Source organism: Streptosporangium saharense, assembly GCF_014203715.1.
Lineage (GTDB): Bacteria > Actinomycetota > Actinomycetes > Streptosporangiales > Streptosporangiaceae > Streptosporangium > Streptosporangium saharense.
On sequence record NZ_JACHJP010000006.1, the window covers coordinates 203,871 to 229,963 of the forward strand.

The 26,093-nt window shown below is 70.9% G+C and carries 21 protein-coding genes; 15 read left to right on the top strand and 6 right to left on the bottom strand.

Annotated elements, in window-relative coordinates; translation table 11 throughout:
- Positions 1–24: 24 nt before the first annotated feature.
- Positions 25–4,806 (bottom strand): ATP-dependent helicase, encoded by a 4,782-nt coding sequence (locus FHS44_RS26485; protein ID WP_184719747.1) that lies wholly within the window; start codon positions 4,804–4,806, stop codon positions 25–27.
- A 237-nt stretch (positions 4,807–5,043) separates the two neighbouring features.
- Between FHS44_RS26485 and FHS44_RS26490 the strand changes: the two genes are divergently transcribed.
- From FHS44_RS26490 to FHS44_RS26515, 6 genes are all read left to right on the top strand, one after another.
- Complete coding sequence (locus FHS44_RS26490) at positions 5,044–5,532, top strand: VOC family protein (protein WP_184719376.1); 489 nt, start codon at positions 5,044–5,046, stop codon at positions 5,530–5,532.
- A 323-nt stretch (positions 5,533–5,855) separates the two neighbouring features.
- Positions 5,856–7,292, top strand: coding sequence for an MBOAT family O-acyltransferase (locus tag FHS44_RS26495; protein ID WP_184719378.1), 1,437 nt, complete (start codon positions 5,856–5,858; stop codon positions 7,290–7,292).
- A gap of 13 nt (positions 7,293–7,305) precedes the next feature.
- On the top strand, positions 7,306–8,502 hold the full coding sequence (locus FHS44_RS26500; RefSeq protein ID WP_184719380.1) for an alginate O-acetyltransferase AlgX-related protein: 1,197 nt from the start codon (positions 7,306–7,308) through the stop codon (positions 8,500–8,502).
- Positions 8,503–8,532: 30 nt separating this feature from the next.
- A complete protein-coding gene (locus FHS44_RS26505; RefSeq protein ID WP_184719382.1) occupies positions 8,533–8,727 on the top strand; it encodes a DUF3046 domain-containing protein in 195 nt (64 codons plus the stop codon).
- Positions 8,728–9,301: 574 nt separating this feature from the next.
- The gene (locus FHS44_RS26510; RefSeq protein WP_246436105.1) at positions 9,302–10,030 is read left to right on the top strand and encodes a response regulator transcription factor; all 729 of its coding nucleotides are present in this window, start codon (positions 9,302–9,304) and stop codon (positions 10,028–10,030) included.
- A gap of 71 nt (positions 10,031–10,101) precedes the next feature.
- Complete coding sequence (locus FHS44_RS26515) at positions 10,102–11,028, top strand: DMT family transporter (protein ID WP_312863822.1); 927 nt, start codon at positions 10,102–10,104, stop codon at positions 11,026–11,028.
- Here the strand turns inward: FHS44_RS26515 and FHS44_RS26520 are convergent.
- From FHS44_RS26520 to FHS44_RS26530, 3 genes are read right to left on the bottom strand one after another with little or no spacing between them, the layout of a single operon-like run.
- Complete coding sequence (locus FHS44_RS26520) at positions 10,966–12,393, bottom strand: cation:proton antiporter domain-containing protein (protein WP_184719386.1); 1,428 nt, start codon at positions 12,391–12,393, stop codon at positions 10,966–10,968. The two genes, FHS44_RS26515 and FHS44_RS26520, sit on opposite strands and share 63 nt — an antisense overlap.
- Positions 12,390–13,847 (bottom strand): amino acid adenylation domain-containing protein, encoded by a 1,458-nt coding sequence (locus FHS44_RS26525; RefSeq protein WP_184719388.1) that lies wholly within the window; start codon positions 13,845–13,847, stop codon positions 12,390–12,392. Before FHS44_RS26525 ends, FHS44_RS26520 begins: the two co-directional genes overlap by 4 nt.
- Positions 13,844–14,971 carry an acyl-CoA dehydrogenase family protein gene (locus tag FHS44_RS26530; protein WP_184719390.1) on the bottom strand — a complete coding sequence of 376 codons (1,128 nt, stop codon included), beginning with the start codon at positions 14,969–14,971 and terminating at the stop codon, positions 13,844–13,846. The genes FHS44_RS26525 and FHS44_RS26530 overlap by 4 nt, the downstream gene beginning before the upstream one ends.
- A 291-nt stretch (positions 14,972–15,262) precedes the next feature.
- On the opposite strand from FHS44_RS26530, the gene FHS44_RS26535 reads away from it, so the two are divergent.
- From FHS44_RS26535 to FHS44_RS26555, 5 genes are read left to right on the top strand one after another with little or no spacing between them, the layout of a single operon-like run.
- A complete protein-coding gene (locus tag FHS44_RS26535; RefSeq protein WP_184719392.1) occupies positions 15,263–15,517 on the top strand; it encodes an acyl carrier protein in 255 nt (84 codons plus the stop codon).
- A 56-nt stretch (positions 15,518–15,573) separates the two neighbouring features.
- A complete protein-coding gene (locus FHS44_RS26540) occupies positions 15,574–16,917 on the top strand; it encodes an NAD(P)/FAD-dependent oxidoreductase (RefSeq protein WP_184719394.1) in 1,344 nt (447 codons plus the stop codon).
- 32 nt (positions 16,918–16,949) lie between these two features.
- A complete protein-coding gene (locus tag FHS44_RS26545; protein WP_184719397.1) occupies positions 16,950–18,311 on the top strand; it encodes a TrpB-like pyridoxal phosphate-dependent enzyme in 1,362 nt (453 codons plus the stop codon).
- Position 18,312: 1 nt separating this feature from the next.
- Positions 18,313–19,299: an amidohydrolase family protein gene (locus FHS44_RS26550; RefSeq protein WP_184719399.1), complete on the top strand. Its 987-nt coding sequence runs from the start codon at positions 18,313–18,315 to the stop codon at positions 19,297–19,299.
- A complete protein-coding gene (locus tag FHS44_RS26555) occupies positions 19,283–19,714 on the top strand; it encodes a MaoC/PaaZ C-terminal domain-containing protein (RefSeq protein ID WP_184719401.1) in 432 nt (143 codons plus the stop codon). Before FHS44_RS26550 ends, FHS44_RS26555 begins: the two co-directional genes overlap by 17 nt.
- A 6-nt stretch (positions 19,715–19,720) precedes the next feature.
- Here the strand turns inward: FHS44_RS26555 and FHS44_RS26560 are convergent, their stop codons facing one another.
- Positions 19,721–21,196: an aminotransferase-like domain-containing protein gene (locus tag FHS44_RS26560; protein WP_184719403.1), complete on the bottom strand. Its 1,476-nt coding sequence runs from the start codon at positions 21,194–21,196 to the stop codon at positions 19,721–19,723.
- An 80-nt stretch (positions 21,197–21,276) separates the two neighbouring features.
- Here FHS44_RS26560 and FHS44_RS26565 point away from each other — a divergent pair, with 80 nt between their 5' ends.
- Complete coding sequence (locus tag FHS44_RS26565; RefSeq protein ID WP_184719405.1) at positions 21,277–21,528, top strand: hypothetical protein; 252 nt, start codon at positions 21,277–21,279, stop codon at positions 21,526–21,528.
- A gap of 42 nt (positions 21,529–21,570) precedes the next feature.
- Here the strand turns inward: FHS44_RS26565 and FHS44_RS26570 are convergent, their stop codons facing one another.
- Complete coding sequence (locus FHS44_RS26570; RefSeq protein ID WP_184719407.1) at positions 21,571–21,849, bottom strand: hypothetical protein; 279 nt, start codon at positions 21,847–21,849, stop codon at positions 21,571–21,573.
- A 271-nt stretch (positions 21,850–22,120) separates the two neighbouring features.
- On the opposite strand from FHS44_RS26570, the gene recA reads away from it, so the two are divergent.
- The 3 genes from recA (at position 22,121) to rny (ending at position 26,076) form a co-directional block, all read left to right on the top strand.
- Positions 22,121–23,215 (top strand): recombinase RecA, encoded by a 1,095-nt coding sequence (gene recA, locus FHS44_RS26575; RefSeq protein WP_184719409.1) that lies wholly within the window; start codon positions 22,121–22,123, stop codon positions 23,213–23,215.
- 13 nt (positions 23,216–23,228) lie between these two features.
- Positions 23,229–23,990 (top strand): recombination regulator RecX, encoded by a 762-nt coding sequence (gene recX / locus FHS44_RS26580; protein WP_184719411.1) that lies wholly within the window; start codon positions 23,229–23,231, stop codon positions 23,988–23,990.
- A 466-nt stretch (positions 23,991–24,456) separates the two neighbouring features.
- Positions 24,457–26,076, top strand: coding sequence for a ribonuclease Y (gene rny, locus FHS44_RS26585; RefSeq protein ID WP_184719413.1), 1,620 nt, complete (start codon positions 24,457–24,459; stop codon positions 26,074–26,076).
- Positions 26,077–26,093: the final 17 nt, after the last annotated feature.

Here is a 26,093-nt window from a genome sequence, read left to right on the forward strand (position 1 = left end):
ACGGGAACTCACCGGACCCCCAGCTCAGGCACGCAGGCGCAGTCCCCGGGGGGTCGGGTGGAATCCGGCGGACTCAAGGGCGGCGCCGAGGGGGGAGCCGTTGATGGCGGTGCCGTCGGCTCGCTCGACGGTCAGCTTGCCGAGGGCCCCGTCGCGTACGGCAAGCGCGAGGGCGTCCACCGCGGGCCGCAGGGCGTCGCCGTCGGTGAAGGACAGCAGGGTCCTGCCGCCGCGCTCCACGTAGAGGATCAGGTGACCGTCGACCAGGACCACCAGGGAGCCCGCCTTCCTGCCCGGCTTGTGGGACACCTCGCCCGGGTGCGCGGGCCACGGCAGGGCGGCGCCGTACGGATTGGCCGGGTCGGTCGCCGCCAGCACGACCGCCCGCCGCGCTCCCTCACGCCGGGCCGTCCCACCCCGCGCCCCCACGCCTCGGACTCCCGAAGCTCCCGGGTGCCGAGTCCCTTCGCCCCATGCACTCTCGTCCCGGACATCCGCACCCTGGGGACCGCTCTGCCACGGGTCCGCGAACGGCTCGGTGGCCGGATCGTCCAGCGGTGGGACGGACGGGGCGGCAGAGGGGACGGGTGCGGTGCCGCGCATCCGGTCGACCGCTCCCGCCAGCGCGAACTGCGCCCCGCCCAGACCCTCGACGAAGTAACCCCTGCGGCAGCGGCCACTCTCCTCGAAGGCCCGCAGCACCGGATAGACCGCCGCGAACCCACCGGGCAGCCGTTCTGCGGCGACCGCGCCGCGGGTCACCACGCCGTGCCGTTCCAGCAGGACCTCCGCCTGGGCGTGCGCCCGCTGGGTCGCGTCCTGCGACGGGGCCGGGAGTGTCCACCAGCGTCCGCCGACGGTCGGTGGGCCACTCCGGCTGGGAAGCACCGCGCGCCGTCTGCGCGAGGGCGCCCTGCGGTGGGCGGGACGCCCGGTGCCGAGGGTGGCGCGCAGCGGCGCGAGCGTGTCGCCGGTGATCCGCCCCGCCCACACCAGGTCCCACAGCGCGGCGGCGAGGGCGCCGTCGTCCGGGACCGCGCCCGGCATCAGGGAACCGACCCGGCCCGCGAGGTCGCGGAAGAACAGCGCGCCACCACCGCCCAGGACGTCGAGCACCCGCTCGTGCACCGGCGTCATCGTGATCTCCACCGGGTCGGGCATCAGCAGCGGGGCGGTGTCGGCGAAGTAGAGCGCGACCCAGCCGTCCCCGCCCGGCAGCGACCCCTGGCCCGCCCAGACGACCTCGCCGGAGGAGGTCAGCTCATCGAGCATCGAGGGGTCGTATCCGGGCACCCGCGAGGGCAGGATCAGCGTCTCCAGCGCGGAGGCGGGCACCGCGGCCCCCTGGAGCTGCTCGATCGCCCCGGTCAGCGCGTCGATGGGCGGTCTGCCCCGCCCCGGGGCGCCGGTGATGCCGTGCCAGGCGGGGGCGAAGGCGGCCAGGGCCTCCGGCGGGACCGGTTCGACCTCCTTGCGGAGCCTGGCCAGCGACCTGCGGCGCAGCATCCGCAGCACCCCGCTGTCACACCACTCCTCGCCACGGCCTCCCGGCCTGAACTCCCCGCTCACCACCCTGCCGGGGACGGTCAGGCGGCGCAGCGCGTCGGTGACGACCGCGGGTCCGAGCCCGAACCTCGCGGCGGCCGTGTCCGCGGCGAACGGCCCGCGTGTGCGGGCGTGTCTGGCGACGAGGTCACCGAGCGGATCCTCGACCGGTTCGAGGAACACATGCGGCACCCCGACGGGCAGCGGCACCCCGAGCGCGTCACGCAGCCGGGCGGCGTCCTCGATCGCCGCCCACTGCTCCTGCCCGGCGATCCGCACCCTGATGGCCCGTCTCGCGGTCTCAAGCGTGCCGAGCCAGGCCGGATCGCCCTCGCGCAGGCTCACGTCCGCCGCGACCAGCGGGCCGTGCGAGCGCAGCAGGTCGGCCAGGTCCTCGGCGTCGCGCAGCGGCCGGTCCAGCCGCGCGAGCTCCCGCTCGGTGTCGGCGATCACGTCGGGGTCGAGCAGCTCCCGCAGGTCGGCCTGGCCGAGCAGCTCGGCCAGCAGGCTCGTGTCGAGGGCGAGCGCCTGGGCGCGGCGCTCCGCGAGGGGAGCGTCTCCCTCGTACATGAACGCGCCGACGTAGTTGAACAGCAGCGACGCCGCGAACGGCGACGCCTGTCCGGTCTCGACCTCGACCAGCCGCACCCGCCTGGCCGCGATGTCGCGCATGAGCGCGGCCAGCCCCGGAACGTCGAACACGTCCTGCAGGCACTCGCGCATCGTCTCGAGCACCACCGGGAAGGAGGCGTATCGCCCCGCGACGTTGAGCAGGTGCGAGGCCCGCTGCCGCTGCTGCCACAGCGGGGTGCGTCTGCCCGGCGTGTGTTTGGGCAGGAGCAGCGATCGGCCAGCGCACTCGCGGAAGCGCGCCGCGAACAGCGCGGAGCCGCCGAGCTCCTCGGTGACGATCCGCTCGATCTCGTCAGCGTCGAAGACCGCGAGGTCCGAGGGCGGTCCGGAGAGCGTGTCGGGGACGCGCAGCACGATGCCGTCGTCGGAGTGCACCGCCTGGACGTCGGTGCCGTAGCGCTCCCGCAGCCGCCGCCCGATCGCCAGGGCCCACGGCGCGTGCACCCTGGCACCGTACGGCGAGTGCACGACGACCCGCCAGTCGCCCAGCTCGTCGTGGAAGCGCTCGACCAGCAGCGTCCGGTCGTCGGGCACGTATCCGGTCGCCTCCCGCTGCTCGGCCAGGTAGGACAGCAGGTTCGCGGAGGCCAGGTCGTCGAGCCCGGCCGCCTTGATGCGGGCCAGGGCCGCCTCGCGCGCCCCGGCGGCCTCCTCCTTCGGCTTCCGCGCGGCACCGGAATCCGCTCCCGCGGTGGACATCTCACGGAGGAACGCGCCGATCGCCCTGCCCAGCTCGGCGGGGCGGCCCGCGCTGTCGCCGTGCCAGAACGGCAGCTTGCCCGGCTGGCCCGGGGCGGGAGAGACCAGGACCCGGTCGGCCGTGATGTCCTCGATCCGCCACGAGGTCGCGCCCAGCACGAACACGTCCCCGGCGCGGGACTCGTAGACCATCTCCTCGTCCAGCTCGCCCACCCGGGAGGACTTCTCCCCGACGAGGAACACGCCGAACAGCCCGCGGTCGGGGATCGTGCCCCCGTTGGTCACCGCGAGACGCTGGGAGCCGGGCCGCCCGCTCAGCGTGCCGGTGACCCGGTCCCACACGACGCGCGGCCGCAGCTCGGCGAACTCCTCGCTGGGGTAGCGCCCTGCGAGCATGTCGAGCGTCGCCTCAAGCGCGCTGCGGGGCAGCCCGTGGTACGGCGCGGCACGCCGTACCACCGTCTCCAGCTCGTCGACCGTCCAGTCTTCGAGCGCGGTCATCGCCACGATCTGCTGGGCCAGCACGTCGAGCGGGTTGCGCGGGTAGCGCAGCTCCTCGATCAGCCCGTCGCGCATCCGCTCGGCCACCACGGCCGTCTGGACCAGGTCGCCACGGTACTTGGGGAAGATCACGCCACGGGAGACCGCTCCGACCTGGTGACCGGCCCTGCCGATGCGCTGCAGGCCGCTGGCCACGCTCGGCGGCGACTCGACGCACGCCACCAGGTCGACGGAGCCCATGTCGATGCCGAGCTCCAGGCTGGAGGTCGCGACGACCGCGGGCAGCCGCCCCGACTTCAGCGCCTCCTCGATCTGGGAACGCTCCTGCTTGGAGACCGATCCGTGGTGGGCCCGGACGATCTCGGGGAGCGCGCCCTTCGAGGCACCGGCCTGCGCCATCATCTCGGCCGGGGTCGCCAGGGAGACCGGGGGAGCGGGTTCCTGCTGGTCCTCCGCGGCGGCGCCGTGCTGCCAGGCCAGCTCGTTGAGGCGGGTGCACAGCCGCTCGGCCAGCCGCCGCGAGTTGGCGAACACGATCGTCGAGCGGTGCCGCCCGATCAGGTCGAACAGCCGCTCCTCGACGTGCGGCCAGATGGAGCGTCTGGGCGCGGGGCCGGTCAGCCACCGCTCCTCGTCGCCGGGCTCGGCGGGCCGTACGGGGGCGTCGAGCTCGGTCATGTCCTCGACGGGCACGACGACCTCGACCTCGATCACCTTGTCCGAGGGCGGCTGGACCACCACGGCGGGTCGCCGGCCGCCGAGGAAGGTCGCGACCTCGCCCACCGGGCGCACGGTCGCCGACAGGCCGACACGCTGGGCGGGCTGGGCGAGCAGGGCGTCGAGCCGTTCGAGACTGAGGGCCAGGTGCGCGCCGCGCTTGGTCGCCGCGACCGCGTGCACCTCGTCGAGGATGACGGTCTCGACGCCGCGCAGCGCCTCGCGGGCTTGGCTGGTCAGCAGCAGGAACAGCGACTCCGGGGTGGTGATGAGGATGTCGGACGGCTTGGCGGCGAAGCGCCTGCGCTCCTCGGCGGAGGTGTCGCCGGAGCGGATCGCCACCGAGATCTCCGGCACCGGCAGCCCGAGCCGCCGCGCGGTCTGCCGCAGCCCGGCCAGCGGCGCCCTGAGGTTGCGCTCGACGTCGACCGCCAGCGCTTTGAGCGGGGACACGTACAGCACCCGGCACCGCCGGGGTGACTCCTCCTCTTCCTCGCGCGCCGCGAGCCGGTCGAGCGACCACAGGAACGCGGCCAGCGTCTTGCCCGACCCGGTCGGGGCGACCACGAGGGTGTTGTCGCCCTTGGCGATCGACGTCCACGCCCCCTCCTGGGCGGCGGTCGGGGCGGAGAAGGCCCCGGTGAACCACTGCCTGGTCACGGGGGTGAAAAGGTCGAGCGCCCCACCCGCGGGATCGCCGGTCTCACACACGTGGATCGCCCCCTCGTCCTCGCCGGACCGGACGGCCCGGCCCACCGCTCCATAGTGCAGGGCCCCACCGACAGAATCCGTCCCCCACCCTCCAGCCCACCGGTGGGGGAAAGATCACCATAAGTCGCCCTTAATGCCTGATGTTCGGTTCTTGAAGGGCAGGAGTAAGAAAAGGTTCATCCATCGCCAAGGCGGAGATAGATCCCGGGTGAGCAACCAAGCCGGTGAGCGTGAGCGATGAGCGTCGACCACCCCGCCATCGAGGCGGCACGTGAGCGGATCAGGGTGGAGCACCTCAGGGAGCACCGCCCGCGGAGCAGCGTCAGGGGAGTGCACCACGTCGCGCTGCTCTGCTCGGACGTCGAGACCACGATCGCCTTCTACCAGGACCTGCTGGAGTTCCCCCTCACCGAGATCGTCGAGAACCGCGACTACCGGGGGTCGAACCACTTCTTCTTCGACGTCGGCAACGGCAATCTGCTGGCCTTCTTCGACTTCCCCGGCCTGGATCTCGGTCCCTACCGGGAGGTGCTCGGCGGCCTGCACCACATCGCGCTGTCCGTCGATCCGGCGACCTGGGAACGGCTGCGCGGCAAGCTGGAGGCGGCGGGCGTGCCGCACCAGATCGAGAGCGGCGCCTCCATCTACTTCCGCGACCCCGACGGCGCCCGTCTGGAGCTGCTCGCCGACCCCCTCGGCGAGATGTACGGCTCCCGCGTCCTATGACCAAATAGGATTTATCCGGTAAATTCCGGGCCGACGTTTACCGTGGGTCGAAGCCGCCCTTATCAAGGGGTATCCCGGAAAGGCATGCTTGGTCCCCCGGAAGTCGATCAAGTGTCGCTATACTGACCCATGCCGGGGGGCCGTTCGTCGCTGAGAGTGCCGTTTCCGGCAGTTTGACGAAGGACGCGGGCCGTACCCACCGGGGCCACGGATATCGGCATGGTCAAGTCTTGATATGTCGTGTGATTTCAGGGTGAGGGAAGCAGGGGAACGGTGAGAACGACCCATCCGGCCGTCCGAGCCGAGACCGACCTGGAACCCTGATGTCCTTCTCGTCCCCGCTGTTCCTGTGGTTCTTCATGCCCGCGACCCTGCTCGCCTACTGGGTGCTGCCAAGGCACTGGCGCAACGGGCTCGTCGCCGTGGTCAGCCTGGTCTTCTACACCTGGGGCGCCGGGCCGTACGTCGTGCTGCTGCTTTCGGCGATCGCCGTCAACTACGGCGCGGGACTGGCGGTCGGCTCGGCGTGGGCGCGCGAGCGGCCACGCGCGCGCAGGGGGCTGCTGGTCGCGGCGGTCGGCTGGGACCTGGCGATCCTGGCCGTGTGGAAGTACGGCGGGTTCGCCAGCAGGCAGGCGGACGCGCTGTCGAGCGCGCTGGGGCTCGGGCACACCCCGATCGTGGAGATCGCCCTGCCGATCGGGATCTCGTTCTTCACCTTCCACCACCTGTCCTACGTGGTGGACGTCTACCGGGGCAGCAGGCCCGCCCAGCGCAGTCCGGTCGGGTTCGTCACCTACATCGCGATGTTCCCCCAGCTCGTCGCCGGGCCGATCGTCCGCTACCACGAGATCTCCGAGCAGCTCACCGAGACGCGGCGCGACCGGTTCGGCGACTTCGCCGCAGGTTTCCCCCGGTTCGCGCTCGGCCTGGTCAAGAAGGTGGTCGTCGCCGACACGATCGCCCCGGTCGCCGACGCCGCGTTCGCCCAGGCGGGCGGCCAGATCACGACCCCGACCGCCTGGCTGGCCGCGCTGTCCTACACCGTCCAGATCTACTTCGACTTCTCCGGCTACTCCGACATGGCCATCGGCCTGGGCACGATGCTCGGCTTCCGGCTCCCGGAGAACTTCAACCGGCCCTACTCCGCCTACTCCGTCACGGACTTCTGGCGGCGCTGGCACATGTCGCTCTCGCGCTGGTTCCGCGACTACGTCTACATCCCGCTGGGCGGCAACCGCGGCGGCACCCTGGCGACCTACCGCAACCTGCTGGTCATCTTCGTGCTCTGCGGCTTCTGGCACGGTGCCGACTGGACCTTCCTGGTCTGGGGGCTCTACCACGGCGCTCTCCTGGTCGTCGAACGGCTGCTCGGCTGGGACCGTCCCCCGGGAACCGCACTGGCCACGCTGGCGCGTCGCGCGGTGACGTTCCTGCTGGTCGTGGTCGGCTGGGTGTTCTTCCGCGCGGAGAGCATGACCGAGGCGGGGGAGGTGCTGCGGGCGATGTTCGTCTGGACGCCGGGTGAGCTGGACGAGTTCGCGGCCTTCGCGCTCACCCACCAGCGGGCGCTCACCCTCGCGCTCGCGCTGACGGTCGTGCTGCTGCCCGCCTCGCTCACGCTCGGCCCGCTGATCGAGTCGGGCAGGGGAGGCGCGGTGCGGGTGGTGCGGGCCGCGATGACCTGGGTAGCTGCCCCCTACGCGGGGGTGCTGGTCGCCGCGGGCACCTTCAGCCCTTTCCTGTACTACCAGTTCTGAGGGGAGACGGAAGATGACCGCCGTCAGGACCGAGGCGACGTCCTCCGAACGGCGTGGCCGTCCCCTCGCGAGGCGGCGGCTGCCGAGACTGCTGGTCGCGGGGCTGTTCTTCTTCGGGCCCGCGCTGGCCTTCGCCCTGGGGGAGCGGGCCGTGGAGATCGAGAACAGGAAGCTGCCCGAGTTCCCCTCGCTGTCGAAGGGCTGGGACTTCATCCCCGAGACCGAGTCATGGGCCGTGGCGCACCTGCCGCTGCGGCAGCACGCCGTACGCGGAAACGTCACCCTGTCCGAGGGGGTGTTCGGCCAGCCGCCGTCGTACAACACCGGTAGGAAACCGACCTATCCCCACGTCGTCGAGGGCCGTGACGGCTGGCTCTACTTCGGCGACGACGTGATCGAGGCGTGCGGGCCGCGCTGGAGCGTCGCCGAGACCCTGGAGCGGACCCGCAGACTGGCCGAGACCGTACGGAGGTCGGGCAGGAGGTTCGTCCTCACCGTCGCCCCCGACAAGACCACGGCCCACCCCGACGAGCTCCCCGGGCGCTTCCTCGGCCAACGGTGCCTGGAAAGGCGCAAACAGGAGTTCTGGACGGCACTCCAGCGGGCCGACCTGCCCGGATACGTGGACCTGCGGGGCCCGCTCGAACGGCTGCGCCGGGAGACCGGCGCGCCGACCTACTGGCGGACCGACAGCCACTGGAACGAGCGCTCTTGCGGACTGTACGGCGCGACCCTGGCACGGGCGCTCGATCCGAAGCTGGAGCGCGGGACCCGCCTGGTGCGGATCGGGCAGGCACCGAGGGTCGGTGACCTGGGGCCGATGCTGGGCACGCCACGCGAGGAGACCATCGACCGATGGTCCCTGGTCAGGCAGGGGGTACGGCGCACCGGACAGGACGACACCCAGCTTCCCACCTCGTTCACCACCGCGAACGCCTCCACCGGGGCGCCGCTCTACAAACCCAGGACTCTCCTCGTGGGTGACTCGTTCACCCGTAACTCGCTGCCGTGGGTCACGCCGTACTTCGCGGACCTGACCTATCTGCGCAGCGACGCCTCCGCCAAGGCGGGGCCCGAGTACGTCGCGGAGAAGGTCGCCGGGAGCGAGACCGTGGTGTTCGAGATGGTCGAGCGCTACTTCGTCGGCGGGCACGGGGAGATGCTGGAGGAGGAGACCCTCGCCGCGATCGAGAGGGCGCTGCGGAGTTAGGGACGTCCGGGGGTGTCCCATACTGGAGTGATGCGCCTGTCGGAGTTTTGGAGCCGGATGAACACGCACTTCGGTGCCGGATACGCCGAGTCGTGGGCCCAGGACTACGTCATCGCGGCCCTGGGCGGCAGGACCGTCAACCAGGCGCTGGCCGACGGTGTCGCGGCCAAGGAGGTCTGGCGGGCCGTGTGCGTCACCGCCGACGTCGCCGCACGGCTGCGTTGAACAACCCTCGACGCCACGGCCCCCGGCGCGAAATGTCGAACGATATGGTCATCCCTTTCCTGGGGCCGATCTTGAACGCCCGCGCCCGGGGGACTTGCCCTCCTTTCCCCGATGCGGCGTTCAGCAGGGTAAACCCGCAAGTCATGTGTCATGCCCTACTCATCGGCGGCGGCCTGTTCCGTTGAGTCCTGTCGGATTCCGTATGGTTCGATACGTTGATCGACTTTTCCCGTAAGGCCGCCACCTGGCCGAATATCGTTCCGGTCGCAAATAGCGAGGGTTAAGTCACAAAAATTGGTAGATACATTGCGATCGCGCTGTTGTATACCCGAGGTATGAGTATCCGGATAGTGGGGGTCTGTCCGCTGTGTCTCTTGTCGACCGCGAGCCGACCCACCCCATGACCCCTGGTTCGCTCGTCAGGGACGGGCCCACCAGGAGGACGGCCCGTCCGGCCCCCGCCGGCGGCGGCCGTACCCCATGCTCTGGAACGTCCGTGACCTCCCGCCGTGTCCCCGGGCGCGCGGGAAAAGAGCCGCCGAAACCGCGATTTCCCAGGCCAGATACGGTGACGATGAAGAATGCCACCCCGAAGAAAACGGTCCTTCTGGCCGAGAGCCGCACGCTTCTCCGGATCGGACTGAGGGAGATCCTCGACGAGACCGGAGACATGGCGGTGACCGGTGAGACGACCGACTCGGCGGACACCATCCGCAGCATCCGCGACCTGTGCCCCGAGGTCGTCGTGATGGGACCGCTCAGCGACTGCGCCGACTCCCTTGAGGCGGCCAGGAAGATCGCGGCCGAGCTGCCCGGCGAGGCCCCCCGCTTCCTCGCGCTCGTCGACGTCTGGGACGCCCGCTCCCTCGACGTGGCCGAACCGGAGGTCGGGGGGCTGCTGTTCACCAACGCCTCCGCCGAGGAACTGCGCGCCGCGATCAGGATGCTGTCGGCCGGATACTCCCTCCTCGCCCCCGAGGCGTGCCAGCGGGCCGTCAGGACCGTGGCGGCCGGGTCGCCGCGGACGCCGCCGGTCGCCGACATGACGAACAGGGAACTGGACGTGCTGCGCCTGCTGGCCCGCGGCTACACCAACGCGGAGATCTCCAGGGACCTGTCACTCAGCGAGAGCACCGTCAAGTCCCACGTCCAGAACGTGCTGCACAAGAAGCATCTGCGCAATCGTGCGGGAGCGGTGATCTACGCCTACGAGACGGGCCTGATGAAGGTGGGGGAGAACCCCGCCCACCTGTCCCGCAGGAGGTATCCACAGGAGGAACGCAGCCGGGCGGCCAACGCGTAACGGGAGGTCAGTCCACTTGTCCGCCCATTGGCACTTCCACAAGATCGCCGTGCTTGCCACGATGGCACTCCGTGACGTTCATACGAGACAAGGCCGACAGGCGGCGCGGCATGATCGGCGCCGCGACCGCGATGTTCTGCGTCGGCACGCTGACGGGGGTCTCTCCTGCGCTTCACGGCTACCCGGTGTACGGCGGGCAGGCGGTGCGCTACGCCGTCGGCGCGGTCCTGCTGTTCGCCGTCGCGAGGGCCAGGCGGCTGCCGCCGGTCAGGCTGAACCGCCGCGAGATCCTCCTCGTCGCGCTCCTGGCCCTGGTCGGGCTCGCGGCGTTCAACGTGTTCATCGTCGAGTCGACCCGCTACGCCGACCCGGCGATGGTCGGCACGATCGTGGCCACCGTCCCCATCGTCTTCGCGGTGGCGACGCCGCTCATGGAGGGCAGGAGACCGACCCCGCACGTCGTGGTCGCGGCGGTCGTGGTCGCCACCGGGGCGGCTGTCACCATCGGCCTCGGCGGCGCGACGCTCGTCGGGGTGCTGCTCGCGCTGGGAGCGCTCGGCGGGGAGGTCGGCTTCTCGCTGCTGGCGATCCCGCTGCTGCCGAAGCTCGGCGCCATCAGGGTCGCCGCCTACTCGGCCGCCGCCGCCGTGCCGCTGCTGCTGGTCGCCGGGGCCGTCGTGGACGGGCCACGGATGCTGCGGATGCCCACGGCCTCCGAGGCCGCGGCGCTGGCCTACCTCGCCGTGGTCGTGACCGCCTTCGCGTTCTTCTGCTGGTACGACGCGCTGCCCCGCCTCGGCGCCGAGCGGGCGGGCCTGTTCTCCGGCTTCCTGCCGCTGGGCACCATCGTCGCCGCCGTCGTCCTGGGCACGGGCCACCCCGGCTGGCCGGAGTTCGCCGGGGCCGCCCTGGTCGTCGTGGGCCTGCTGGTCGGGCTACAGCCGGCGGGCCCCTCCGTCCCGCTGACGGGCCGTCAGACGGCCGAGCAGCGAGAGTAGCGGGGCCGTCGCCGCGGTCGTCACCAGCGCCATGGCGACCAGCACCACGAACAACCGCTCGCTGAGCAGCCCCAGGGCGAGACCGAGGTTGAGCACGACCAGCTCCGTCAGCCCCCTGGCGTTGAGCAGCACGCCAAGAGAGGCGGAGTCCGGCCAGCTCAACCCGGTCGAACGGGCCATCAGCATCGGGCCCGCCAGCTTGCCCAGCATCGCGACCGCCACGACGAGCGCGGTGACGCCCACCAGCGAGGCGTCGAACCCGCTGCGCCAGACGTCGGTGCGCAGCCCCGTGCCAACGAAGAAGAACGGCAGCAGCAGAAGGCCGGAGACGGAGTTGATCCGCTCGGTCAGCCGGGTGAGGGACCCCGCCGGGCAGCACAGGCCGTACAGGAACGCGCCGAAGATCGCGTGGATCCCGATCGCCGACGTCACCGCGGAGGAGGCGAGCAGACCCGCCAGCAGCACCAGCAGGCGGATCTCCGCACGGCCTTCGAGCGCGGTGAGGACCCTGGCCAGCCAGGGCCGGACCAGCCAGGTCATCGCGACGCCGTACACGATCACCAGCGTCACGGTGAGCACCGCCCTGGCCGGGGTGTCCCGGCCGGCCACCGCGGTCATCGCGGCGATCAGGCACCAGGCGACCACGTCGGCGATGGCCGCGCACAGCATGCTCAGCCGCCCCAGCGGGGTGCGGAACATGTTCCGCTCGACCAGGATGCGGGCGAGCACCGGGAAGGCCGTGATCGACAGGGCGGAGCCGAGGAACATCGCGAAGACCACCGGGCTGGCCTGCGGACCCGCCCAGTCGCGGTAGAGCAGGCTCGCCAGGAGCGCGCCGCCGAGGAAGGGACCCGCGATGCCCGCGTGGGCGATCGTCACGGCGGCCCCGCCCTGCCCGCGGAAGGAGGTCTGCTTCGTCTCCTGGCCGACCACGAACATCAGGGCGATCAGCCCCAGGTCGGCCAGTCCCTGCAGGACGGGACGCACCTCCGTGGGGAAGAGCCAGGCGCTCGCGCCGGGCAGGAGCGCGCCGAGCACCGAGGGGCCGAGGCAGAGCCCGGCGAAGATCTCCCCGACGACGGGCGGCTGCCCCACGCTCCTGGCCAGCCGCCCGAAGAGCCTGGCGGCCAGGATGACCACGGCTATCGCGGCGAACAACTGGACGCTGTGGTCGAGGGGACCCGACCCCGGGGGCGTCCGCGCGGAATCGGTGGAGGTCCCCAGCATCACCAGCAGACCGAGGGCCGCCAGCGCGGGCAGGACCGCGGTCAGGACATAGGTGAGGGTGCCCTTCCCGCGACGCGGGGTCTGGGACCCGGACGGGCGGGGATCGAGGTCGACCGTGCCCGTGGGAGTCGGCGTCATCGTGCCTCCGCGGCGAGCAGGCGACGGTGGACCTTGCCGTTCGGCGTCCTGGGCAGCTCCTCGACGTGCCGGACGGCATCGACGATCATGTGCCGGGGCAGTACGGCGGCGCAGTGGCGCTTGATCTCCAGCAGGTTCGGGCGCTCGGTCCCCGAGGGCACCAGATAGGCGACGAGCCTGGCGTCGATCCCGCTGCCGGTCACCACGACGGCCGCGTCGCCGACGGCGGGATGGGCCTGCAGCGCCGCCTCGATCTCCCCGATCTCGACCCGGTACCCCCGGATCTTGACCTGTCCGTCACTCCTGCCGAGGAAGTCGTACTCGCCGTCCTCCCGCAGCACCACCCGGTCTCCCGTCGCGTACGGCCCGGCCTGCGGTGGGGCGCCCCAGTAGCCCAGCATCACCGTCGGCCCCTCGACGACCAGTTCCCCCTCCTCGCCGGGACCGGCAACGCCCCCGTCCTGCCTGACGGCCCACACCCGGTCGCCGGAGCAGGCCCGCCCGATCGGCACCGGCAGCGTCTGGTCCTTGGGAACCTCACCGACCTCGTGGAAGGTGCACACGTTGGTCTCCGTCGGGCCGTACAGATTGAGCATGCGCACCCCGGCCAGGTGCTCGCGCAGCCCGCGCAGATGCGTCACGGGGTACGGCTCGCCCGCGAACAGCAGCGCGCGCAGCGCGGTCGGGCGCGTGTCGAGCAGCCCGCCGTCACGGGCCATCAGGATCAGCGCCGAGGGTACCGAGTACCACACGGTGATCCGGCGGCCGAGCAGGAACTCGACCAGCAGGCGCGGCGCGTAGGCCGTCTCCTGCGGGATCAGGTGCACCGAGGCCCCCGCGTGGAAGGCGACGTACAGGTCGAGCACCGACAGGTCGAAGTGGAAGGGGGCGTGGTTGGCGAACCGGTCGCCGGGGACGGCCTCCAGCTCGGCGGCGGCCCAGCCGACGAAGGCCAGCGCGTTGCGGTGCGACAGGCAGACCCCCTTCGGCACGCCGGTCGAGCCCGAGGTGTAGAGGATGTAGGCCAGGTCGTCGGCCGTCCCCTCCGGCTCGGGCAGCGGCGGTGGCGTCCCCTCGGGCCCCGGACCGGGCGCGGGCACCTCGACGCCGTTGAGTTCGAGCGTCCGCAGCCGCTCGGGCGTGGTGACCACGGCACGCGGCGCGCAGTCACGCACGAGGTGCACGGCCCGCTCGACCGGGCTGAGCGGGTCGACGGGCACGTAGGCGGCCCCAAGGCGCAGCACCGCCTGGGTCGCGACCACGGCCCGCGCCGACTTGTCGAGCCAGAGCGCCACCCGGTCGCCCCGCCGTACACCGGTCGCGGCCAGCGCGTGGGCCAGGCGGTCCGCCTCGGCGTCCAGCTCGCCGTAGGTCAGGGAGGCGTCGGGCCCGGCGACGGCGAGCGCGGTGGGGTCGCGGCGGGCGCTCTCACGGACGAGTTCGTGCAGTCTCACAGCCCCAGCTCCTTGACGATCTGTTCGAGCTGGATCTCCGAGGTGCCGGAGAAGACGGTCGAGGGCAGCGCGTCCCGCAGCGCGCGCTCCACCCCCGCCGCACCGCGGATGCCCGCCCCGCCGAAGATCTGCACGGCGTCGAGACCGGCCCGCACCGCGCCCTCGCTGACCGCCAGCTTGGCCATCGCGACGTCGAGCACGGCCCGCTCACCCCGGTCGAGCCGCCAGCAGGCCCGCCACAGCAGCAGCCGCGCCGCCTCAAGGCGCAGCCGCAGCCGCGCGACGCGGTGGGAGACCGCCTGGTTGTCCGAGATGCGGCGGCCGAACTGCCTGCGTTCCCCGGCGTGCTCGACCACCGCGTCCAGCAGCCGTTCCGTCAGGCCCACGTATCCGGCGAACAGGCAGGTGCGCTCCCAGCGCATCGACGACTGGAAGATCGCCGCCCCCTGCCCCCGCACGCCGAGCATGGCGCTCGCCGGCACCCGGCACCCGTCGAAGGTGACCTCCGCCGCAGGGACGCTCTCCAGCCCCACCTTGCGGAACGGCTCGCCGACGGTCAGTCCCGGCGTACGGCGCGACACGGCGAAGGCGCTCACCCCCATGTGCCCGAAGGCCGGGTCGGTCGAGGCGTAGACCGTGAAGACGTCCGCGATCGGCGCGTTGCTCACGAAGGACTTGACCCCGGTGATGACGTAGTCGTCGCCGTCGGCGACCGCGCGCGTCGTCATCGCGGTGACGTCGGAGCCCGCCCCCTCCTCGGTGATCGCGTTGGCGCCGACGAGGTCGCCGGAGCACAGCCCGGGGAGCGTCGCCGCCCGCAGCTCCTCGCGGCCGTGCTCGGCGACGGGCATCGCGCAGGCGAAAAGGTGCGCCATGGTGGCGAAGACCAGCCCCATGTCCTGGCAGCCCCTGCCGAAGGCCTCGACGGTCAGCGCCGTGTCCAGGAAGCCGAGTCCGCCGCCGCCGTACTCCACGGGCACGGACAGGCCCGTCAGCCCGAGCGCCGCGCACCGCCCCCAGTCCTCACGGGTGAGGAACCCGTTCTCGGTCACCGGCCATGTACGTGTCTTTTCCCGGACCAGCTCGTATCGCTCCCGCTGGTCGGGATCCCAGGCGAAATCCACTCTCGGAAGCTTAGGATCGGCCGCTTTCGGCTGTCCTCATCATTCCAGCGGAAGCCGTACTCAACCCTTCTGTCCCGGAAACCGGGAAACGTGGGGAGGCTCGTCCTTTCCACCCCCTACGAAAGGAGGAGAAACCCTGTCCCCCGGAGGGCTCGCGGAGGGTGAAGTTCAATATTTGTCAGGAGGACAGTCAGAGCGCCGCTTCGTAGTCTCGTGCCGGTGGTCGTGCCCAGATCCACGGCCACGGCGGCGTGACCGCCCGATGGGTCACCCACGAGACGGGAGCTGCTAATGAACGGTTCGGAGGTCTCCGACGTACTCCGCAAATACCTGCAGGAAAGAATCCTTGACACCTCGGACGTGGAGATCGAGCCGGAGACCCCGTTGCTCGAATGGGGAATTCTCAATTCGCTCACGACCACCCGGCTCGTCGGATTCATCAGGGAACAGTACGGGATCGAGATCCCCATGGAGGAGATGGTCGGCGGGAACTTCAAGGACCTGCGGAGCATCAGCGCCCTCGTCGTACGGCTCGGCGGCGAGTGAGCGAGTGAACGTGTACCGGTGTGCCCGTGAACGTGTCCACGAGGGGAAGGCCAATCATGTCTGACGTTGACTTCGACATCGCGATCATCGGGGGCGGTCCCGCGGGATCCACGATGGCCTCCTACCTGTCGCAGGCCGGGCTGTCCTGCGGTGTGTTCGAGAGCGCGATCTTCCCGCGTGAGCACGTGGGGGAGTCCCTGATCCCCGCGACCACCCCCGTGCTGTCCGACATCGGCGCGCTGCCGAAGATCGAGGCCGCGGGCTTCCCCAGGAAGTACGGCGCCGCCTGGACCTCGGCGATCGACTCGAAGATCCCCACCCTGGGCTTCGAGGTCTCCCACGGCTTCGGCACGGCCGAGATCGACTTCAGCGAGCGTGACCAGGCGGGGGTGAACCAGGACTACACCTACCACGTGGACCGCGGGCTGTACGACCTGATCCTGCTGCAGCACGCCGAGTCGCTCGGCGCCAAGGTCTACGAGGGCATCCGCGTGCGCCGGGTCGACTTCTCCGAGCCCGAGCCCAAGCTGGTCTTCAGCATGGGCCGCAGGGAGACCGACATCCGGGCCAGGATGGTGATCGACGCCAGCGGGCGCAACACCTTCCTCGGCAGGCAGCTCAAGCTCAAGGTCTCCGACCCGGTGTTCAACCAGTACGCGGTGCACACCTGGTTCGACGGGCTCGACCGTGGCGCGCTGTCGGTCAGCAAGGAGCAGAGCGACTACATCTTCGTCCACTTCCTGCCCATCACCGACACCTGGGTGTGGCAGATCCCCATCACCGACACGGTCACCAGCATCGGGGTCGTCACCCAGAAGAAGCACTTCAGCGAGTCCGGGTCCGACTGGGAGACCTTCTTCTGGAGGTGCGTGGAGAGCCGCCCCGAGCTGGCCGAGGCGCTGCGCGCGAGCAAGCAGGTCAGGCCGTTCAAGCCCGAGGGCGACTACAGCTACGCCATGCGGGAGATCTGCGGCGACGGCTGGCTGATGATCGGCGACGCCGCCCGCTTCGTCGACCCGATCTTCTCCAGCGGCGTCAGCGTGGCCATGAACAGCGCCAGGATCGCCTCCTACGACATCCTCGCGGCGGCCGAACGGGGCGACTTCACCAAGCCCTCCTTCGCGAACTACGAGGGCAAGCTGCGCAACGCCGTGAGCAACTGGTACGAGTTCATCTCGATCTACTACCGCCTCAACATCCTGTTCACGGCCTTCGTGGCCGACCCGAGATACCGCCTCGACGTGCTGAAGATGCTCCAGGGCGACGTCTACGACGGCGGTGAGCCGGTCGCGTTGACCAAAATGCGAGAGATCACCCGCCAGGTCGAGGAGAATCCTGATCATCTCTGGCACAAGCACCTCGGCACGCTGCGCGCCCCCAGTGCCGCGCCGCAGTTCTAGCCGCAGTTCCGAACGGAAGGACCGGTAGATCCGTGAAGAAGTTCATCCTGGCGGAGAACGACCTGCCCCAGCAGTGGTACAACATCCTGCCCGACCTGCCCACCCCGCTGCCGCCGTACCTCAACCCCGTCACCCACGAGCCGCTGCGCCCCGAGGACCTCGCGCCGCTGCTGCCGCAGGCGGTGATCGAGCAGGAGTTCTCCCCGGAGCGCTGGATCGACATCCCCGAGCAGGTTCGCGACATCTACCGGATGTGGCGGCCGAGCCCCCTGGTGCGGGCCGACCGCCTGGAGAAGGCGCTGGACACCCCGGCGAAGATCTACTTCAAGTACGAGGGCGTCTCGCCCGCGGGCTCGCACAAGCCCAACACCGCGATCCCGCAGGTCTACTACAACGCCAACGAGGGCGTACGGCGTCTCACGACGGAGACCGGCGCCGGGCAGTGGGGCTCGGCGCTGTCCTTCGCGGGCAGCCTGTTCGGCGTCGCCGTCACGGTCTACATGGTGCGTGCCTCCTACCACCAGAAGCCCTACCGCCGCTCGCTCATGCACACCTGGGGCGCCGAGGTCTTCCCGTCCCCGACCGAGCGCACCCAGGCGGGCCGCGACATCCTCGCCAAGGACCCCGAGTCGTCCGGCAGCCTGGGCATCGCCATCAGCGAGGCCGTCGAGGACGCCCTGGCCCACGACGACACCAAGTTCGCCCTCGGCTCGGCCATGAACCACGTGGTGCTGCACCAGACCGTCATCGGTCTTGAGGCCAAGCGCCAGCTGGAGATGGCGGGCGACTACCCCGACGTCGTGGTCGGGTGCGTCGGCGGGGGCTCCAACTTCTCCGGGCTGGTCTTCCCCTTCATGGCCGACCGGCTCTCCGGGGAGCGGCCGCAGACCAGGTTCGTCGCTGCCGAGCCCACCGCCTGCCCGACGCTCACCCGGGGCACCTACACCTACGACTACCCCGACTCCGCGGGGCTCGGGCCGCTGCTGCCCATGCGCACGGTCGGCCACGGCTTCATGCCCGCGCCCATCCACGCGGGCGGGCTGCGCTTCCACGGTGACGCCCCTACCCTGTGCGCGCTGCACGAGCAGGGCTACATCGAGGCCCGCGCCTACGAGCAGGGCGAGGTGTTCGCCGAGGCCGTCCGGTTCGCCAGGAGCGAGGGCTTCGTCATGGCGCCGGAGTCGTCGCATGCGCTGCGCGGCGCCGTGCAGGAGGCACTCGCGGCCAAGGAGGAGGGCCGCGAGCGCACCATCCTGTTCGGTCTGTCCGGGCACGGCCACTTCGACCTGGGCGCCTTCGACGCCTACCTGGCCGGTGAGCTGGAGGACTACACGATCCCCCAGGCCCAGCTCGACGAGGCGCTGAGCCAGCTGCCGAAGATCGCGAAGATCTGAGATGGGCGGCGGCTGGATCGATGTGCACCACCACAGCTACCACCCGCCGCTGATCGCCGAGCTGCGCCGGAGAGGGGTGACGCACATGGCACCGGGCGTCCCCCTCCCCGAGTGGACGGTCGAGGACTCCCTGCGGGTGATGGACGCCAACGGCGTCCGGGCGGCGATCCTGTCGATACTCCTGCCGGACGCCGCGCTCGGCCAGGGCGCTTCCTCTCTGGTACGGCAGGCGAACGAGTGGTCGGCCGAGCTGGTGCGCGACTTCCCCGGCAGGTTCGGCGCCCTGGCCGTCCTGCCCCTGCCCGACGTCGAGGCGGCCCTGGCTGAGATCGAGTACGCGCTCGACGTGCTCGGCCTCGACGGGGTCGTCATGAGCGCGAGCCTGGCCGACGGCCGCTATCTGGGCGACCCGGCGTTCGCCCCGGTCTTCGACGAGCTCGACCGGCGCGGGGCCGTGGTCTTCGTCCACCCGAACCCGGCGTACCGGTGCGACTGCGTCGGCGGGCCGGGATTCGCCGCCAAGGTCCCGCCCCCGCTCGTCGACTTCGTCATGGACACCACGCGGGCGGTCGCCGACCTGCTCTTCGGCGGCACCCTCACCCGCTGCCGCGACATCCGGTTCGTCCTGGCCCACGCGGGCGGCACGGTGCCGTACCTGGCCTGGCGCCTGGAGCTTGCGGCGACCTGGGTGCTGCCCGGGGCGGGCGAGGTGGACGTGGCGGGTGAGCTGCGGCGGCTGTACTACGAGACGGCCCAGGCCGCCTCACCCGCGACGCTGGCCTGCCTGGCGGAGGTGACGGGCAGGGAGAACGTCCTGTTCGGCACGGACTTCCCGTTCATGCGGGACGCGGTCGTCGCCGAGACCCTGCGCCACCTGGCCGAGGCGGGACAGATCCCGTTCGAGGACAACACCCTGGCCCTGTTCCCCCGGCTGGCGGACAGGCTCGCCTCGGCGCGGGAAGGGGCCGCCGATGCCGCGCGCCTTTGAGGACTTCCAGGTCGGGGACGTCTTCGAACTGGGCAGCCAGAAGATCACCCATGAGGAGATCGTCGGGTTCGCCCGGATGTACGACCCGCAGCCCCGCCATCTCGACGACGAGGACCTCATCGCCAGCGGCTGGCACGTGACGGCGCTGTTCATGAGGCTCTACGCGGAGGGGGTCCTGCTGCACGCCGAGGCGGAGGTCTCTCCCGGTGTGGAGGAGCTTCGCTGGCTGCGGCCGGTCAGACCGGGGGACGTCCTGACCGGCAGGGCGACGGTCGTCGGGCTCGCGGCCTCCCTGTCCAGGCCTGACTGCGGCATCCTCCAGCAGCGCGGGGAGTTCCTCGACGCCCAGGACAGACCCGTCATGCGCATCACGTTCTACGGCCTGATGCGCAGGCGGGGGGCCGCAGGGCCGTAGCGGTCCTCACACGACGACCTGTACGGCGGGCGCCGGCCCGTGCCTGGCGATCTCCGACCAGGCACGGGCGAGCCGGTGGACGAGCTCGTCGAGGACCTCGGGGGAGAAGGTGAACGGCAGCCTGATGTGGTTGGCGTGCCCGCCGTCCGGGTCCATCACCGCGCCGGGCACTACGTCCACGCCGTGCCGTACCGCGACCTGGGCGAAGGCCATGGCGTCCACGCCGGGCAGCTCCACCCACAGGGCGCCGCCCCCGTCGGGGCGCTGCCAGCGCCAGCTCGGCAGCCGGTTCCGCAGCAGGGCGTCCATGTGGTCGAGCTGCAGCCCCAGCTCCTTGGACCGATCGGCGAGGATCCGGTCGAGACGGGGCATCAGCCTCGCCGCCAGAGCCTGGTCGATCACCGGGCTGCCGATGTCGGCCAGGACCTTGCGCCGGGAGAGCCGCTGCACGATCTCCGCGGGCCCGCGGACCCACCCGATCCGCAGGCCACCCCAGACGGCCTTGGCGAGCGAGCCGAGCGAGAGCATCTCCGTGCCCGGCGGCGCGTAGGCGGCCAGCGGCGCGGGCACGACCCCCGACTCGGGGTGGTAGGTCATGTAGGCGTTGTCCTCAAGGACGGGCACCTCGTGCTCGGCGGCGAGTTCGGCGATCCTGCGCCTGCGCGCCGCCGACATGAGCACCCCGGTCGGGTTGTGGTAGGTCGGCATCACGTAGAGCAGCGAGGGCTTGCGCTCCCGCAGCACGGTGCCGAGCGTGTGGATCTCCGGGCCCTCCTCGTCGAGCGGCACGGTCACCAGACGCGCCCCCGCGGAGCGGAACACGTCCAGGCAGCCGGGCCAGTTGGGCGTCTCGACGATCACCGTCGCGCCCTGGCTGACGTACAGCTCCGTCGTCAGGACCAGGCCCTGGTGCGCGCCCGTGGTCACCACGACCTCGTCGTGCGCGGTCGGCAGGCCGTTCCTCGTCAGGTAGTCCGCGATGGCCTCACGCAGCTCGGGCAGCCCCGAGGGGTGGTAGCCGGGTCCAGACAACAGCTCGTCCAGGTCGTCGCGGACCAGCTCGCGCAGCGTGACGGCCAGTTCCGGCGCCGCCCCGCCCGCCGCGACCGCGACGGAGATCAGCTCGCCGGGCCCGTCGATCAGCCGCTGGAAGATCGTCATCGCGGTGCCGCCCGGCACCCGCCCGTCGGCGGTCGGCCTGGGCACCTTGACGTCCGAGGCGATCCTGGTGCCGCTTCCCTGACGGCTCGACAGCAGCCCCGCGCCCCGCAGCTCCTGGTAGGCCGCGACCACGGTCGCCCTGCTCACCTGGAGCGCCTCGCCGAGCCCGCGCTCGGAGGGCAGCCGGTCGTCGGGGAGCAGCAGCCCGTCCTCGACGGCCCGCGTCAGCGCGTCCGCCAGCTTGCGGTAGAGGGGCCCCCGGCCCGACGCCCAGTCACCGAGGAGCGCGACGATGTCACGTTCGGTGGAAATACGGTCCATTTGGTCCTCTACTGGATCTGGCCACTTGCCCCAAGCGTGCCAAGAATGGACGCAGTGGGCAATGGAAGTGGACTGGAAAAATGACCAATTTTCTGTTTTTCCTGGCCGCGGCCGTGTTCCTGGCCGTGGTCGTACCGCGCTACGGCGCGGACAGCCGCGACAGCCAGGACTGGCGACCCGCCGATCCCTATCCGCCGGAGCGCGCGGTCACCGCCGCCGTAACCGGCAGGCAGACCGGGCGGGCGCGGGCCGGACGACGTACGCCACGGCGGAGGGCGACGACGGTAAGGGCGTCCGGCCCGCGCGGGACGATCGGGATACGCCACCCCTGAGCTCTCCGGGCTTCCCGTACGGCCGGGCCCTGCCGTGACGGGTCAGTCCGAGAGGGCCGAGGCGTTCAGCAGGCGTTCCAGGGAGTCGGCGACCCGCCGGAGCTCTCCCGCCCTCTCCTGGCCGTCCGGGGACCACAGGAAGAGCCATCCCTCCCTGGCCGGGGTGGCGAAGACGATCGTCTGCCTCAGGCTCTCCGGATGCCACACCCACAGCACCGGGTCGTCCCCGCCGACCATGCGGCTGCCCAGCCCTCGCTGGGACAACTCGGCGGACAGGGACCCAAGGTAGGTCAGGCGTTGCTGGCTGAACGTGCTGGTCACGTCGGCACCTCGGGGTCGGCTGCCTTCAGGATCGCCCCAGGTCAGCCCCCTGACAACAGCCGTAGGGGAATTCTCGGAAATGTCGCCTTCCGGATGGGGTTGGCCGTCTCGACAGGCCCGGGACATGTGTCGTCGTTGAGCCGCGCTCGAACAGTCGTTCGGCTATATTGGACCCCGCCGACGCTGCTCGGCGTGCTCTCCGGAAAATGTCGGTGGCACCCCGTAGCTTTCTGGCAACCGATCCAACCCGCGACCCTCCAGGGGGGCTCCCATGGCAGCTAACGACCGCGAGAAGGCGCTTGAGACCGCCCTCGCCCAGATCGAGCGGCAGTTCGGCAAGGGCTCCGTCATGCGTCTCGGCGACGACGCCCGCGCGCCCATCGAGGTGATCCCGACCAGCTCCATCGCGCTCGATGTGGCCCTGGGCATCGGCGGTTTCCCGAGGGGCCGCATCGTCGAGGTCTACGGTCCCGAGTCCTCCGGCAAGACCACCGTCGCCCTGCACGCCGTGGCCAACGCCCAGCGGGCCGGTGGCATCGCGGCCTTCATCGACGCCGAGCACGCCCTCGACCCCGAGTACGCCAAGAAGCTCGGTGTCGACACCGACGCGCTGCTGGTCTCCCAGCCCGACACCGGTGAGCAGGCGCTTGAGATCGCCGACATGCTGATCCGCTCCGGCGCCGTCGACCTGCTGGTCATCGACTCGGTGGCAGCCCTGGTGCCGAAGGCCGAGATCGAGGGCGAGATGGGCGACAGCCACGTCGGCCTCCAGGCCCGCCTGATGTCCCAGGCGCTGCGCAAGGTGGCGGGCGCGCTCAACAACACCGGCACCACCGCGATCTTCATCAACCAGCTCCGCGAGAAGATCGGCGTCATGTTCGGCTCGCCCGAGACCACGACCGGTGGAAAGGCGCTGAAGTTCTACGCCTCGGTCCGTCTCGACATCCGCCGCATCGAGACGCTGAAGGACGGCACCGAGGCCGTGGGCAACCGCACCCGCGTGAAGGTCGTCAAGAACAAGATGGCCCCGCCCTTCCGCGTGGCCGACTTCGACATCCTCTACGGCGTCGGCATCTCCCGCGAGGGCGGTCTGATCGACATGGGTGTCGAGCACGGCTTCGTCCGCAAGTCCGGCGCCTGGTACACCTACGAGGGCGACCAGCTCGGCCAGGGCAAGGAGAACGCCCGTAACTTCCTGAAGAACCACCCCGACATCGCCAACGAGATCGAGAAGAAGATCAAGGAGAAGCTCGGCATCGGCCCGCGCCTGGACACCCCCGCGACCCCGCCGCCCGCCGCTCCTGCTCCCGCCGCCTCCTCGGGCCGTGGCTCCAAGGCCTCGACTCCCAAGCCGGGTGACGTCTGATCCGGGCTGACCGATGACGACGGGACCCGATTCCGGTCCGGCCGGTGAGGCCGGACCGCGGGACTGGGGTGCCTGGCCCGACTCCGAGGAGACCCGGCGGGGGCGGCGCGGCCGGGGTGCCCGGAGCGGGCGTGCCCGGGGCAGGCGCGCCGGACGCTTCGGAGAAGGGCGCGAAGAAGGCTCGGGGCAGGGGAGCGGCTTCCTGCCCGACGGCCCGGTCGAGGGGTCAGCGGCGGCCAGGGGGCCCGGTGCCGACCCGCAGGCGGTGGCGCGGGCGATCTGCCTGCGGTTGCTGACCATGGCGCCACGGACCCGGGCCCAGCTCGCCGAGGCGCTCCAGCGGCGCGAGGTGCCGCAGGAGGCCGCCGAGGCCGTGCTTGAGCGGTTCTCCGAGGTCGGCCTCATCGACGACGAGGCGTTCGCCGAGGCGTGGGTGACCTCCCGCCACGCGGGCCGGGGGCTGGCCAGGAAGGCCCTCGCCTCCGAGCTGCGCCACCGGGGGGTGGACGAGGACATCGTCAAGGACGCGATCGAGCAGCTCGACCCCGAGCAGGAGGCCGAGACGGCACGCGCGCTGGTCATGCGCAAGCTGTCCTCGACCCGTGGCCTCGACCCGGCGGTCAGGACCAGGAGGCTGGCGGGCATGCTCGCCAGAAAGGGATACGGCCCCGGCCTGGCCTTCCGGGTGATCCGTGAGGCACTGGAGAGCGAGGAGGCGGACAATTTCCCCTCTTCATCCCCTTCCATGGAAGAACGCGATTATCCGGAAGACTGACACGTATCCAGAAGCCCGCCCCGGAGTTTCGTGACCCTCGGTGTCCCTCCGATTTCGTACGGCTGCCGCCCCGGAGTTGACGGACATCGTCGCCGTTGACGGGCCGGGGCGACGAAACCCGGACTGCCAGGTCGGCGCGGTGCCCCGGCCGTGCCGTACGGGAGAAAGAGGAGCCTCTTCACGTTCGGGCGTTTCCCAGCGCCTCTTTGCTTGCCCGTTACCTCTTTGACGCTTAACCTCGACGGCAGTGAGGAGTTACTCCGCGCAGTGCGGATTGTCATAACGGTAAATTGCGGACGAACAAGCTTGATGGATGCGGGCAGGCGACAGGGCCGGTGGGATGGGCTGATGCGGCGTCGCTCCCGGATCAACATATGTCCTGGTGATACCACCATGTGGACTTTCCGTGCCGTGCGTGTGACCCCTCGTGTCTTGCTATTGGCAACGCGAGGAGGGCGGGGCGCGCATGAATTCGGTTGTGGTCGTCACTTTGACGGTCGCGGTCGCGGTTCTCGCCTTGGCGACGATAGCCGCGCTGATCGTGTTGCTACGCCGTACCGGCGGAGCAGTGGGACGGCCAAGCGGCCCCTCGCCCGAACAGCTTGAGGAGATCCAGACGGAGCTCGACGCGGCCAGGCAGGAGGCCGACGAGATCCGCGCCAAGGCGGAGAACGAGGCGGGAGACATCCTGCGCAGGTCCGAGGCCGCCGTGGAGGCCGCCACCGGGCTGCGCAAGGAGGCGGAGGCCGAGAGCAGGCTCCTGAAGCAGGAGCTCAAGGAGTTCCGCTCCGACCTCGAACGCAGGGAGAAGCGGCTCGCCGAGCGGGAACAGCGGCTCGACGAGGAGGCCAGGCGCCAGGCCGAGCGGGCCCGCAAGCTCGCCGAGACGGAGACCGAGCTGGCCGACCGCCGCGAGGACCTCGACCGGGCCGCCCAGGAACGCAGGGCCGTCCTGGAGCGGGTGGCCGGGCTCACCGGCGAGCAGGCCAAGTCCGAGCTGGTCAAGGAGATCGAGAACCAGGCGAAACGCGAGGCGGCCCTGATCGTCAGAGAGATCGAGGGCCAGGCCCGCAAGGAGGGGGAGAAGCGCGCCACCAAGATCGTGACCCTGGCGGTCCAGCGGGTGGCGACCGAGCAGACCGCCGAGTCCGTCGTCAGCGTCCTGCACCTGCCGGGCGACGAGATGAAGGGGCGCATCATCGGCCGTGAGGGCCGCAACATCCGCGCCTTCGAGTCGACCACCGGGGTCAACCTCATCATCGACGACACCCCGGAGGCGGTCCTGCTGTCGTGCTTCGACCCGGTCCGCAGGGAGACCGCCCGGCTGACGCTGGAGAAGCTCGTCCTCGACGGCCGCATCCACCCGCAGCGCATCGAGGAGGCCCACGAGCGCAGCAGGGCCGAGGTCCAGGACCTGTGCGTGCGCGCGGGCGAGGACGCCCTTGTCGAACTGGGCATCACCGACATGCACCCCGAACTGGTCACCCTCCTCGGCCAGCTCCGCTACCGCACCTCCTACGGGCAGAACGTGCTCGGCCACCTGGTCGAGTCGGCCCACATCGCCGGCATCATGGCGGCCGAGCTCCGCCTCGACCCCGTGCTGCTCAAGCGCTGCACGCTCCTGCACGACATCGGCAAGGCGCTCACCCACGAGGTCGAGGGCAGCCACGCGCTCATCGGCGCCGAGATCGCCAGACGGTACGGCGAGCACGAGGACGTGGTCCACGCCATCGAGGCCCACCACAACGAGGTCGAGGTCAGGACCGTCGAGGCCGTGCTCACCCAGGCCGCGGACGCGATCAGCGGCGGCAGACCGGGGGCCCGGCGCGAGTCCCTTGAGGCCTACGTCAAGCGCCTTGAGCGGCTTGAGGAGATCGCCACCTCCTACGACGGCGTCGAGAAGGTCTTCGCCATGCAGGCGGGCAGGGAGATCAGGGTCATGGTCAAGCCCGAGGCGATCGACGACATCCAGGCCCAGGTGATCGCCCGCGACGTGGCCAAACAGGTCGAGGAGGAGCTGACCTACCCCGGCCAGATCCGCATCACCGTGGTCCGCGAGTCCCGCGCCACGGAGTTCGCCCGATAGGGAACCACCGCAGACGC

Coding starts and splice junctions, on each gene's coding strand:
- FHS44_RS26510 (WP_246436105.1), top strand. CDS start 9,302: ATGAAGAATGCCACCCCGAAGAAAACGGTCCTTCTGGCCGAGAGCCGC.
- FHS44_RS26535 (WP_184719392.1), top strand. CDS start 15,263: ATGAACGGTTCGGAGGTCTCCGACGTACTCCGCAAATACCTGCAGGAA.
- FHS44_RS26565 (WP_184719405.1), top strand. CDS start 21,277: ATGACCAATTTTCTGTTTTTCCTGGCCGCGGCCGTGTTCCTGGCCGTG.
- FHS44_RS26500 (WP_184719380.1), top strand. CDS start 7,306: ATGACCGCCGTCAGGACCGAGGCGACGTCCTCCGAACGGCGTGGCCGT.
- recA (WP_184719409.1), top strand. CDS start 22,121: ATGGCAGCTAACGACCGCGAGAAGGCGCTTGAGACCGCCCTCGCCCAG.
- FHS44_RS26520 (WP_184719386.1), bottom strand. CDS start 12,393: ATGACGCCGACTCCCACGGGCACGGTCGACCTCGATCCCCGCCCGTCC.
- rny (WP_184719413.1), top strand. CDS start 24,457: ATGAATTCGGTTGTGGTCGTCACTTTGACGGTCGCGGTCGCGGTTCTC.
- FHS44_RS26495 (WP_184719378.1), top strand. CDS start 5,856: ATGTCCTTCTCGTCCCCGCTGTTCCTGTGGTTCTTCATGCCCGCGACC.
- recX (WP_184719411.1), top strand. CDS start 23,229: ATGACGACGGGACCCGATTCCGGTCCGGCCGGTGAGGCCGGACCGCGG.
- FHS44_RS26490 (WP_184719376.1), top strand. CDS start 5,044: ATGAGCGTCGACCACCCCGCCATCGAGGCGGCACGTGAGCGGATCAGG.
- FHS44_RS26505 (WP_184719382.1), top strand. CDS start 8,533: ATGCGCCTGTCGGAGTTTTGGAGCCGGATGAACACGCACTTCGGTGCC.
- FHS44_RS26560 (WP_184719403.1), bottom strand. CDS start 21,196: ATGGACCGTATTTCCACCGAACGTGACATCGTCGCGCTCCTCGGTGAC.
- FHS44_RS26555 (WP_184719401.1), top strand. CDS start 19,283: ATGCCGCGCGCCTTTGAGGACTTCCAGGTCGGGGACGTCTTCGAACTG.
- FHS44_RS26550 (WP_184719399.1), top strand. CDS start 18,313: ATGGGCGGCGGCTGGATCGATGTGCACCACCACAGCTACCACCCGCCG.
- FHS44_RS26540 (WP_184719394.1), top strand. CDS start 15,574: ATGTCTGACGTTGACTTCGACATCGCGATCATCGGGGGCGGTCCCGCG.